The sequence below is a fragment of the Gardnerella sp. KA01000 genome, from assembly GCF_049244035.1.
Taxonomy (GTDB): Bacteria; Actinomycetota; Actinomycetes; order Actinomycetales; family Bifidobacteriaceae; genus Bifidobacterium; species Bifidobacterium leopoldii.
Genome location: NZ_CP058367.1, coordinates 210,383 through 222,803 on the forward strand (window position 1 = coordinate 210,383; position 12,421 = coordinate 222,803).

The following is a 12,421-nucleotide window of genomic DNA, read 5'->3' on the forward strand; positions in this document are numbered from 1 at the left end:
GTCAAGGGGAATCTTATGAATAATCCAGAAATTGAGCTTACCGAAGATGGGGTTCGGTGTTCAATTCGTGAGGCGCGTACAATCGTTGTAAAAGTTGGCTCAAGCTCACTTACGAGCGCGTCCGGGCAGCTGGATGTGCAAAAGTTGCGCGCTCTTGTGGCTGCAATAAGTCACGCGCAAATGCAAGGTGCTCGCATTGTGCTTGTGTCTTCTGGCGCAATTGCAGCTGGATTTGGTTTGCTCGGCTTTAATGAGCGTCCTAAAGATGTGCCAACTCAGCAGGCAACGGCTTCAGTTGGCCAAGGATTGCTTATGGCTCAATACGAAGCAGCATTTTCGCAATTTGGTTTCAGAGTCGGGCAAATGCTTCTTACGGCGGACGTTACTATTTCGCCGTCGCGCTACCGCAATGCGCAACGCACAATGCTACGTTTGCTTGAGCTTGGCGTAATCCCAATAGTAAACGAAAATGATGCACTTTCTAGCAACGAAATTCGATTTGGTGACAACGACCGTCTTGCAGCTCTTGTAGCAAATATTGTGCGAGCGGAAGCTCTTGTGTTGCTTACGGATGTGGATTCTCTCTATACTGCGCCGCCTAGTGAACCGGGTGCTAAGCGTGTGAGTTTTGTGCCAGATGTGACGCGCGCGATTGAAGAAGTGAAAGTTGGCGCAAGTGTTTCGGGCGTAGGTACCGGTGGTATGGTGACGAAGATGGAAGCTGCGCATGTTGCTGCAGTTTCGGGAATTCCAACTGTGCTAACTTGCGCTGGAAATGCCGGTCCGGCACTGGCTGGAGATGCTGTTGGTACTGTGTTTGCGCCGGTGCATACGCGCGATTCTTCAAGGCGACTTTGGATTGGTTTTGCTTCGCATCCGCACGGAGTTTTGGTGGTTGATAATGGTGCTGCGAAGGCGGTTCGCGGAGGTCGCGCGAGCTTGCTTGCGGCTGGTATTGTTGGCGTGCGTGGCGAGTTTTCGGCGACGGATCCTGTGTGGATTGACGATGAGCAGGGTAACCATTTGGCTAAGGGTTTGGTTGCTTTTGACGCGGAGGAAATTCCGGAGATTATGGGGCGTACGAGCGATGAGCTTGAAGAATCACTCGGCCGTCAGTATGCGCATCCGGTTGTGCACCGCGACAATCTCGTGCTTGTGTGATTACTAGTGGTTCGTGTTTTGTCGATTTCACCAAATGGTTTTGTGTTTTCGACAGTTTCGCTTGTTTCGCTCGTTTCGCGGCTTAAGGTTACACTGTAAATCATGGCAGAGAATATTGCAGAAACTTCATCCTCAGAAAATTGGCGCGTATTAAGCGAGCGTATTAACCGGGTCGCTCCGAGTGCAACTTTGGCAGTAGACGGCAAGGCAAAAGCTATGAAAGCTGACGGCATTGACGTTGTAAGCTTTGGCGCAGGCGAGCCAGATTTTCCTACTCCCTCTTATATTGTTGATGCTGCAACACAAGCGTGTAAAGACCCGCGCAACTATCGTTATACTGCTACGGCAGGTTTACCGGAGCTTAGGGAGGCGATTGCGAGCAAAGTGCAGCGAGATTCCGGCTACGAAGTTTCCCCAAAACAAGTCGTAGTTACAAACGGCGGAAAGCAAGCTGTGTATGAGGCTTGCCAAATTCTCTTAAATGATGGCGACGAAGTTATTATTCCAGCTCCATATTGGACGAGTTATCCGGAGGCTGTGAAGCTTGCAGGCGGCGTGCCTGTGCCAGTTTTGGCAGGTGCAGATTGCGGTTTTGAACCAGATATTGAGGCGATTGAGGCAGCTCGTACTTCACGCACGCGCGCAATTATCGTAACTTCGCCTTCGAATCCTACAGGCGCTATTTGGAGCGCGCAAACTATACGCGCAATCGGCGAGTGGGCTGTAAAACACCATATTTGGGTTATTTCTGACGAGATTTACGAGCACCTGCATTACGACGGCATTTCGACTTCGTATATTGGCGTAGAGGTGCCGGAAATTCGCGAGCAGCTGCTGATTTTGAATGGTGTTGCGAAAACTTACGCCATGCCTGGCTGGCGTGTTGGCTGGATGGTGGCACCAGAAGATGTTGCTAAAGCTGCAATTAAGCTTCAAAGCCATATGACTTCTAATGTTTCTAATATTTCGCAGCGTGCAGCAATTGCTGCAGTCGGCGGTTCGCTAGACGTGGTTGCCACTATGCGTGGGGCTTTTGACGCTCGACGCAAAGCGATTGTGGAAGCGTTGAACAATATTGACGGCGTTACTTGCCCTCTTCCTCATGGCGCTTTTTACGCGTTTGCTAACGTTGAGGCGCTGCTTGAGCGTCCGCTCGGGGAGCATAGCGAAGTGCCGCATACTTCTTCTCGATTTGCTGAAATGTTGCTTGACGAAGCGCATGTTGCTGCGGTTCCAGGAGAGGCTTTTGGTGCTCCTGGATATTTGCGATTCTCTTGCGCTCTTGCTGACGACCAGCTTGCTGAGGGCATGCGTCGCATGAAGAAGTGGGTTGAAGCTTAAGCAAGTATTTATTGCAAAATAAGAACTTGCTTGCCATGCAAAATGCGACACTCGCTTTTGTGCGATGATATAACGAAATCATGCCCATGAGATAGTATGTCTATCTGGCGGTTTGCTATTTCGTCCCTTTTGGGGTATGATGAGCAAGTTCACCTTAGGGATGTGGCGCAATTGGTAGCGCAACGGTCTCCAAAACCGTAGGTTGTGGGTTCGAGTCCCGCCGTCCCTGCCAGTTTTTTGTTCAAGTTTTTACACGAAGGATTCAAGCATGGCGCAGGCACGCAGTACTAAGAAAGCAGTAAAGCATAACTTGTTCGTGCGTATTGGCATGTTCGTTAAGCAAACTATTGACGAGACGCGCAAGGTTATTGCACCTCATGGCAAAGAGTTGTTTGCTTGGTCGTCTGCAGTTTTCATATTTGTTGTATTTTTGATGGCTTTCGTCACCTGCATGGACTTCGGTTTGGGTAAGTCCGTAATGTGGCTGTTCGGCTGAGTTGAAATTGGCTGAATTGAAATTTTGAAGGTGTATGCAAGATGACTGATGAATTCAATCTCGAAGAAGCAAGTGAAGCTGATGAGGCTTTTGCTTCTCATGATGCTGACGAAGCAAACGAATCAGCTGTGAATAATGAAGTTGCTGCTTCTAGCGAGTCCGTTGAAGCTGATGTGGATGAGGAATCTGCTGATGTTGAAGCTGATGTAGCTGATGGCGCTGCTGCTGACAGTGTTGTAGCTGACAGTGTTGCTGATGCTTCTAACGAAACTGGCGAAACTGATGAAGCTAGCGATGCTGGCGAAACTAGCGAAGCCGACCCAACTGATGCCGGCGCAATCGCTGTAGCAGAATTTTCTAAGAAACTTCGCACTTTGGAAGGCAAGTGGTACGTTCTTCACACGTATTCTGGTTACGAAAAGCGCGTGAAAACTAACGTTGAATCCCGCGTGCAGAACTTTGGTTTGGAAGATAAGATTTTCCAGATTGAAGTTCCTATGGAAGAAGTCGAGAAGCATACAGAAAAGGGTAAGAAGGTTATTACCCGTGTGCGTGTGCCAGGATATGTGTTGATTCGCATGTGGCCGGATGAGAACGCTCGTCGCATTGTGCGCGAGACTGAGGGCGTGACTGGTTTTGTTGGTCCTTCTAGAGAGCCTGCACCATTGAGCCGCAAAGAAGTTGTGTCAATGATGGCTCCGATGATTGCTTCCGAAGCTTTGAAGAATGCTGGCGATAAGCCGGCTGCAGCGCGCAAGCGTAAGGTTGAGGTTGCTTACAAGGTTGGCGATCAGGTGACTGTGACTGACGGTCCATTCTCAACGATGGCAGCTGTGGTTTCGGATGTGGAGCCTACAACTCAGAAGCTTACAGTGTTGGTTTCCATCTTTGGGCGTGAAACTCCTGTGGAGCTTGGATTCAACCAAGTGGAGCCGATTGTTTGAGATGAAAGACTGATCCAAAAGCTTGAGTGAAAAGCTTTAAGTTTTTGTAACTTTTACAAACCGGGGTGTGTTAATTCGCGCCCCGGTTTTTATTATTTACTGCAACACGCCGTAAAATGGGGAAATAATCCTAAATTTTCTTGCAATTACAGTGCTTTTATCAATGTAAATAATAAATATTTCCAAATATTTCGTTTGGCTTGCAAATAGGCGTGGGGGGGGGGTATAGTGCTGAGTGTTTGAGAAGAGCGTTTTTAGCAGAGAATTCGAGTTTTTCAGTGCCGTTGTAATAACGACATTACTATATAAGAGTTGGTGAATTAGGAGGTAGGTGTATATGTTTAATTCGCATATATTTAGCCGTTTCCTTCGACTAGTGTGCTCAATTCGCCGTTCGTTATTTGCTTTTTTCGTGGCGATTGCAATGTTGCTTGCTACTTTTGTGATTGCTCCAACTTCTGCTTTAAGTGCTGGCGAAGGTACTGGTGAAAGTGCTACTTCTACTGAGAAGGCTGAGGGCGCGAAGGCTGGTTCTGCTAAAAACGATAGTGAATCGAATAAGCAGCCTGATCAGAGTGAATCTAATAGTGCTGAGCATGATAAGAAAAATACTGGCTCTTCTGATACTTTAAAGAAGAATGATGGTGAGCTAAAGTCTGTTGAAAAGCAGAACCCTGCTAGTAACAATGGTGTCAATAAGCCTAAGGCTGAGAAGTTTGTAAATGAGACTGCTGTAAATAAAAAAGCTAAAGATGCCCAAAAGAAAGGCGCCTCTACGGAATCTGTTAAAGGCACTGACAGAAGTGTGAAGAAAAAGCCTGAACTTCCGGAAGTGTGCAAGAATAATAAAAAGTATAATACTCCTGTAAAATGCTACAGCATTACTTATGGTAGTAAAGATAAAGGTAATAAAGACACAATAAACATTAAAGGCAAGGATGGCGAGTCTTATAATAGGGTTCCTCAGATTATTACCCCAACAATAAAAGTTGCTGGTATTGTGCAGCAAACATTACCTAATGGCGTTTGGCTTGGGTTGGAGAAGTATGGTAAAACTAATGATTCCGTAAAGTATGCTTTTTTCAAGGGTGAGAATGATAAGAATGATAGCTACACTGCTAAATCTACGCAGGGTGTATCTAATAGCGATGGTTCTATACGTTTTTTTGCAAGCAAATGGCTAGTAGATAATACATATAGGTTTAATGTTGTAATACATTATCCAAATGGTTCTAAATCCAGCACTAGGATTAAAGCGATACTTGCTAAGGATGATTTGCCTAAGGCTCAGCCCGATGATTTATCGCTGAGCTTATACGATTTTGTGAATAAGAAGGATAAGACTCCTGTAAGTGGTAATAAAATTACTATAAAACCAAAGTCTAAAGGTTCAGCTCCTAGCGGAGGTACTGACGGCAGTACTACTGGCAGTACTGATAAGAAAGACGTTTACGATCCTATTGACAATAAGCTTTTTATTGAATCGCAATCGAAAGATAAGCCTGGTTTTATCTATCATCGTATGATTTGCCATGAAACTGGTAGTGATGATAATGCCAGTTATACGGTAGGCAGTGTTAATGGTTTGAGTCTAGGTACGCAGACTCAGTTCGAGCATAAGGAAAATCAGAATCGACCTGATAAAAATGCAGAGAATTCTGCTGTGTATGAAAATGATGATTATACTGAGCGCTCTCAAAGCTGGATTACTGGAACGCCTACGAAGTCTGGGACTTTTGAGTGCAAAGTGTTTGCTATTAAAAAAGATGATGAATTTAAATTAGAGCGAAACTCAGGAAACGGTAAAACTAAGGTATATTCTACAGTATTAGACGAGTTTGATACTAGAGTAGAAACTAATAAGCAATCTCTGTTTGAAAAGCCAGAACAAAACATTGTTGAAGATAAGTGGACTAATAAAGCGTCTATTAAGCAAGGCGTTGACTGGGATTATAAGAAGATAACAATCCAGTTTGGAGATAAGCCGAAGCCGCCAGAAATTCTTACACTGAAGGTGTATCCGTTTAATGGTAGTCCTACGGCATTGTCTGAAAAGAATAACAAGATTTCTGCAATGATCGGTATGGAGCTTAAGCCGTTTATTGATGCTACTTCTGCGGCGGATAGCAAGAATAAGATTACATTGCGCGTGCTGTGCTCTAAGGGCGAAAAGAAGAAGGATAATGCTGGTGGTGGCGCTTCGACTGGCGGTACTGGCTCGAGTGGAAGTGGTTCTGCTGGAAGTGGCTCAAGTGGCACTAATATTGGCGCTGTCTCGCAATCTGAGCAACCCTCTGAACCGTCGCAACCGTCTCAAACTGCTGGATCGCCGCAAGCTGAGGAGCCTCTTGAATACAAGACTTGGAGCAGTAATCTTGCCGAGCTTGGTCTGAGTGTGCCTGAGGATACGAAGCAAACTAGATGCAATAAGGCAAATGATGGGGATAAAGAATGTACTGCGAAGAACGTTGCGTCTCAAACTTCTATGGAAGTGAGTATAAAGCCGACTGAGGTTGGCAATTACCAGTGCGTTGTGTACGCGCTAAAGCCTAAAGCGTTCAATGCTCAATCTGGCAAGCAAACGCCTACGGACATTGATAAGGCATTAGCTGGTGATAAGTCTCTTAAAGAAAATAAGGATTTTGCTGCTTTTACGCTCAATATTGATTCGGTGAGCAATTTTACTTTGCCGCACACGGGTGGGCAGAGTTGGAATTTGCAGCTGGGTATTCTTGCCGCTCTGTTGGTGAATCTGCTGGCGGCTGGCTTTGTGGTAAGCCAAAGTGAGCGCGGTCGCAAATTAATTTTGGGAAGGTGGCGAGGCTTATGCAATTACGTATAAAGCAGTTGTATATGCATTTACTCGCCGTGCTTCGCATAAGGCGACTACGTACGCATTTGCGCATAAAGCCTTCCTGTTTCGCGCATTGTTTTATTGCGTATTGTTTTATTGCGTATTGTTTTATTGCGTATTGTTTTATTGCGTATTGTTTTATTGCGTATTGTTTTATTGCGTATTGTTCTATCGCGCAGTCTTTCGGGATTCGGGAGCGTGATAACACAAGGTAAATGCCAAAAATTTTAAAACTTTACTCGTCAAGAGCATTATTAATGCAAATCAATTCTCTACTTGCTGTAAAAAGCAAATGAAAGGAGTGAACATGAAAAAGTTCACTAATAAATTCGTGGCGGCGGTTGCGTCGCTTGCGATGGCTGGCACGCTGTGCGTCGCCGGCGCTGTAACCGTGGCTGGCGTTGCGTGGGGTGCGAAACCGGATCCTAACCATCCTGTGCATAATGAAACCCATGCTACTGAGAATCCTAAGGCTCCGTGGGAGAAGGATGCTCCGACAAAAGGTACTATAACCATCCTTAAGTGCGTGAAGAAGACGAAGGATGATAACTCTACTACTTCTCAGACACAAACAGATCCTCAATGCAAAACTGGTTTTAAGCCGCTTAAAGATGCTACTTTCAAATTGACTAAGGTCATTTCTGTTAAGGAAGAGAAAACAGATAAAGGTGGTAAGAAAACTAAAGAAGACGTTACTTTAGATCTTAGCAAATTTGAGTCTTGGCAGAAGATTGCAAAGCTTGTTACTAAGTTGAATGATCACACTATTAAAGACAGTGGTGATGATGCAGAAGTCAAGCTTGATACTGATAACGCTAAGACGCAGACCACTGATGAAAATGGTATAGCCAAGTTTGGTGATGGCAAGAATAATCTTGATCTTGGTTTGTATAAGGTTGAGGAAACTAACGCGCCTAAGGGCTATGGTGTTTCGGATTTGCAATCCTTCTATATGACGCTTCCTTTGCCGGAGTACACTACTAGCGAGGGCAAGGATGCAAAGACGACTGTTTCGTATAACTATAATCCTGTTGTGAAGCCGAAGAACAAGGATCTATCGGCTACTATTCAGAAGGTTTACGATAAGACTAAGTTCGCTAGCGTTAAGGATAAAGTGCCTTTCACGATTACTGCGGAAGTGAACAAAGCTAAGCCTAAAAATGGTAAGTTGACTGCTGCTAATCTTCAGGGTTATAAGGTCTTCGATGATGCTCCAACTGCTGCCTTCAAGACTATTGATGCAAGTGTTGTGAAGCATGTAAAGATTGGCGAAACTAGTCTTGATAAAAAAGACAATCAAAATAAAGATATGTACACCGTTAGTGTTGTAAACTCGTCTTCTGATGCTGGTGGTGCGGATCTTGCTGCTGGTCATAAGCGTATTCTTGTAACGTTTAATAATGATGGCTTAGGTAAGATTGCTACTGCCTTGAATAACGTTACTGAAGATCAAGAAGCACCTAAGGTTACGGTTGATCTCGAGTTTGAGCTTAGTGATGCTTTCAAAGGTGGCACTGCTCCAACCGAATCTAAGCCAATGTCTGATGATGATAAGGAGAAGGATGAGATTGTAAACAAGTCTGGCTTCTTCCAGGCTCATGAGAAGAATGAGGGTGACTTGCCGCCAATCATTCCTGATAATGATCATTCTCAAGCGACTATTGACTTCGGTTTCCTTCAGGTGCGTAAGTTCTATAAGGAAGGTACTGAAGAGAAGCCGCTTGAAAATGCTGAGTTCAGGATTTTTGCTGATAAGGCTAAGGCTGATGCTTGCGCTCAAGGTCTGAAGGAAAATAAGGAACTTGGCTCGATTGATGCTTGCAAGGCTGCGTCAACTATTAATGATGCTGCTGCAGCTGGTGCTTCCCAACCAGTTGGCGCTGCTACTACTGATGTGCAGACTGCTACAACAGATACTAAAGGTAACTTCGCGAAGGCATACAAGACTCGCGCTGGTGTTCCTGTTTATCTTGTTGAGGTTAAAGCTCCTAAGGGTTATGCGATTTCTCCTGTAGTCCACGCTGTGACTGTTAAGAAGGACACGACTACTACTGAGCCGTTTGAGGACCTTCCACTTAAGGGCGGCGACAACGGCAAGAGCTTCTGGTTCAATCTTCCTGCAACTGGTGCTTACGGCGTGCTGATTTTCGCTGTTGTGGGCATGGTTCTTATTGTTGCGAGCGTGATTATGTACGTGCGCAATCGCAAGGAAGAAGAACAGCAGCAGAACGCTTGATCCGCTTTCTAAAGCTGGTCTTGTAGTCTAATAGCAAAGTGTGAGTCTAGGGTTTACTGAACTAAATCCTAGACTCACTTGCTCTTATGATTGTTCTCTTGCAGCCTCGTAAAGAAAAAGTCGTGTTCTCGCCAACAAGCGGCAGAAATTTTACACACGTGTAAAGGAACGGTCGGTTGCGCGCTAACAAGCGGCATAAACTTTACGTGCATGTACAGAAACGGTCGGCTACGCGCTCGAATCCGGCAGAAATTTTACAGTCGCGTAAAATAAAGGTCGTATTTCCCCCAAACCTCCTGAATCTTTGCAGTAATGTTTTGCAAACGTCGATTATTTATTGCTTAGTGAACTTTAGCATTATTGCTCTGCAGACGTTGATTGCTTGTTGTCCAAAGGACATTAACGTCATTGCTGCCGCATACACCACGCCAAGCACTCCTACCACACCACAAAACAACGATGTGTGAATTTACGAGTGAGGGGTGGGTGTTGCTTGGTCGAGCAATATAAAAGCGGAACGATAGTAATAATCTTATTGACGAATACTATTTTTGCAGAGAAAGTAAGTAAAAAACTAAACTTAACTACGCAACCATTAAGTCCAAGTAAGGTATAAGAGCGGAGCGCTGCGAGACAAGTAACACCCACCACTCACATCCACTTCAGAAATCCACCAGCCAAACACCAGCCCCCAAAACTCGCGCCACATCAAGCAAGTATTTACGCATATAAACTTCACAAGGAGGAAGCATGAAATTAAACAAAGTTGTTACAAAAGTATATGCTTTCTTCAATCAGTCTAAAGCAAAACCTGCAACCGAATCAACTCAAGACTCATCAACCGCATCAAAACCCGCATCAAAACCCACCAAAAAGCCAAAATCCAAGCTCCGCCGAACGCTTGAGCCAATTGCCCTCGCGCTTGCAGCAATTTTGTGCTTCACGTACCCGATTGCGTCAACGTTGTGGAATAACAAGGTGTCGAAGGAGATTTCTACCGCGTATGATCGTTTGAGTCGTAAGCAGACTGCGAGCGCTCGCGAGAAGATTTTGAACGCTGCTCGTCGTTATAATGCGCGCCACAAGTCGATTATTACGGCTGATCCTTACGATGGCACGACAGATTATATGAAGACGCCGGAGTATAAGGAATATGCGAAGCAGCTGGATGAGCCAATGGGGATTATGGGTATTGTGAAAATCCCGAAGATTGGCGTTAAACTGCCGATTTATCACGGTAGTTCGCAGGAGGTTTTGGCGTATGGCGCCGGGCATTTGTATGGCACGGATTTGCCGGTTGGTGGCAAAACGCGTCACTCTGTTGTGACGGCACATACGGGTTTGCCGAATGCGACCATGTTTGATGATTTAGTGGAGTTGAAGAAGGGCGACTATTTCTATTTTGACGTGCAAGGCGAAACCTTACGTTACAAGGTGTTCCGTATTAGCGTGGTCGATCCGCATGATATTAGGTTGCTTCAACGCGAGAATGGGCGAGATTTGGCGACGTTGCTTACGTGTACGCCGTATGGTGTGAATACGCAGAGGTTGCTGGTTACGGGCTATCGCGTGCTGCCGGATCCAGTTTCCGCTCCTGGGGACAAGTTGCAGTGGCCGCTTTGGATGACGATGTTCGTGCTCGCGCTTATTGGTTGCGCGGTGATTCTTACGACGATGATTATTGCCGCGGTTCGCAAGCGCCGCCGCCGTGCTGCTTCACTTGCTCATGCCAAACATATAACTGCTTAGAATTGCTGTAATGCAGCGTGTTGCGAAGATTTAGAGAAATAACACCTTGATTTTCGTGAAAATTCGGCATATATTTACCCCTGATTTCGTGAAAATTTAGCATAAATTGACATTGATTTTCGTGAAATATATACTATAAAACAATAGTATTTTCAACGGTTTTGTGGTAATTAAGAGTGGTGTTATATGTTAAGGCGAAAATTCTATCAAAAAATGCTCGATTGGAAGAATGCTGATCGCGGTTCAACAGCGCTTTTAGTAACAGGTGCTCGAAGAGTTGGGAAAAGTACTATAGTTGAAGAGTTTGCAAGAAACGAATACAAGTCTTATATTCTTATTGATTTTTCGCAAGTATCAAAAGATGCGCTTCGGCTATTTGAAGATTATCGTTCAGATTTAAGCACTTTCTTTACGTACCTATCTGCATTGTATGGTGTGAAACTTTATAACCGTGAATCGGTAATGGTTTTTGACGAAGTGCAATTTTTCCCACAGGCTAGAGAATTTGTAAAACAACTAGTTGCAGATGGCAGATATGACTATATAGAGACTGGCTCGTTATTGTCTATTAAACACAATGTTGAAACAATATTGATTCCATCTGAAGAACAAGAAGAACGCATGTATCCTCTTGATTTTGAAGAATTTTTGTGGGCTTTTGGAGAAGAAAATCTATCGAAAGTTATTAAAAATTCATTTGATGAGTTAAATCCTTTGCCGGATGCTTTACATAAAAAAGCGATGCGACTTTTTAGAGAATACATGCTGATTGGCGGCATGCCGCAGTCTGTAAATGAATATGTTGATTCGAGAGATTTTGCTCGAGTAGATAGGGTTAAGCGTCGTATTCTTTCGCTCTATAGGCAGGATGCTGCAAAGTTTGCAAAAGGTTATGAAATGAAAGTTATGGCTGTGTTTGATGGAATACCAGCACAGCTTTCCAGGCATGAAAAAAGATATAGGATTACTTCCTTAGGCAAGAATGCTCGTATGCGTGACTATAAGGATGCGTTTTTTTGGCTTTCGGATGCGAGTATTACAAATAATTGCTATAAATCTACAGATCCAAATGTGGGATTGAATCTTAATGCAGATGATGCGTTAGTAAAATGTTATATGGCTGATACTGGTTTGTTGACTTCTATGATACTTTCAGATAGTAGTATTGCGTCTAATGATCTGCATAAAGAAATTTTATTTGGAAAAATTTCAATTAATGAAGGAATGCTAGTTGAAAACGTTGTTGCGCAACAGCTAATAGCATCTGGACATCGCCTATTTTTCTATTCAAATAGAGACAAAGAAAATTCGGAAAATACAATGGAAATAGATTTTTTGATTTCTAAAGCTTTTCAGGATTCTGCTGGCAAAATGCGTATATCTGCGATTGAAGTTAAATCTGGAAATGTGTTCAAAACAGTTTCTCTTGATAAATTTAAGGCGAAGTTTTCAAAAAGAATTGGAACAAGTTATGTATTTGCTCCTAAACAGCTTAGCGTTAGAAAAGATTTGAATCTCGTAATATTACCACTTTATATGTGTGGATTGGTGTAGCGTTCCGACCTGCCTTCGCGCTGCTATGTAGTGCACTTATTCCTCACGGCTTAGCCGTTTGGCTGATTTGGCATGACATGCCGTAA

The 12,421-nt window shown here is 44.2% G+C and carries 8 protein-coding genes and 1 tRNA gene; all 9 read left to right on the forward strand.

The genetic code is table 11. The features are described from left to right. The first annotated feature begins 15 nt into the window (after nt 1–15). The 9 genes from proB (at nt 16) to HXT58_RS00865 (ending at nt 12,335) form a co-directional block, all read left to right on the forward strand. Nucleotides 16–1,161 carry a glutamate 5-kinase gene (gene proB / locus HXT58_RS00825; protein ID WP_174163575.1) on the forward strand — a complete coding sequence of 382 codons (1,146 nt, stop codon included), beginning with the start codon at nt 16–18 and terminating at the stop codon, nt 1,159–1,161. A 102-nt stretch (nt 1,162–1,263) separates the two neighbouring features. Then, nucleotides 1,264–2,502 (forward strand): pyridoxal phosphate-dependent aminotransferase, encoded by a 1,239-nt coding sequence (locus tag HXT58_RS00830; RefSeq protein ID WP_415706129.1) that lies wholly within the window; start codon nt 1,264–1,266, stop codon nt 2,500–2,502. A 156-nt stretch (nt 2,503–2,658) separates the two neighbouring features. Next, nucleotides 2,659–2,734, forward strand: a tRNA-Trp gene (locus HXT58_RS00835). A 36-nt stretch (nt 2,735–2,770) separates the two neighbouring features. Beyond that, nucleotides 2,771–2,998 carry a preprotein translocase subunit SecE gene (secE, locus tag HXT58_RS00840; RefSeq protein WP_004106254.1) on the forward strand — a complete coding sequence of 76 codons (228 nt, stop codon included), beginning with the start codon at nt 2,771–2,773 and terminating at the stop codon, nt 2,996–2,998. 41 nt (nt 2,999–3,039) lie between these two features. Beyond that, complete coding sequence (gene nusG, locus HXT58_RS00845) at nt 3,040–3,942, forward strand: transcription termination/antitermination protein NusG (protein WP_415706130.1); 903 nt, start codon at nt 3,040–3,042, stop codon at nt 3,940–3,942. Between the two features lie 337 nt (nt 3,943–4,279). After that, entirely contained in the window at nt 4,280–6,784 is a 2,505-nt protein-coding gene (locus HXT58_RS00850) for a hypothetical protein (protein WP_415706132.1), read from the forward strand. Nucleotides 6,785–7,103: 319 nt separating this feature from the next. Further along, a complete protein-coding gene (locus HXT58_RS00855) occupies nt 7,104–9,032 on the forward strand; it encodes a SpaH/EbpB family LPXTG-anchored major pilin (RefSeq protein WP_415706134.1) in 1,929 nt (642 codons plus the stop codon). A 750-nt stretch (nt 9,033–9,782) separates the two neighbouring features. Continuing rightward, complete coding sequence (locus HXT58_RS00860) at nt 9,783–10,781, forward strand: class C sortase (protein WP_410297522.1); 999 nt, start codon at nt 9,783–9,785, stop codon at nt 10,779–10,781. 186 nt (nt 10,782–10,967) lie between these two features. Then, nucleotides 10,968–12,335, forward strand: a complete 1,368-nt coding sequence (locus HXT58_RS00865; protein WP_415706136.1) for an ATP-binding protein — start codon at nt 10,968–10,970, stop codon at nt 12,333–12,335. The last annotated feature ends 86 nt before the right edge of the window (nt 12,336–12,421 follow it).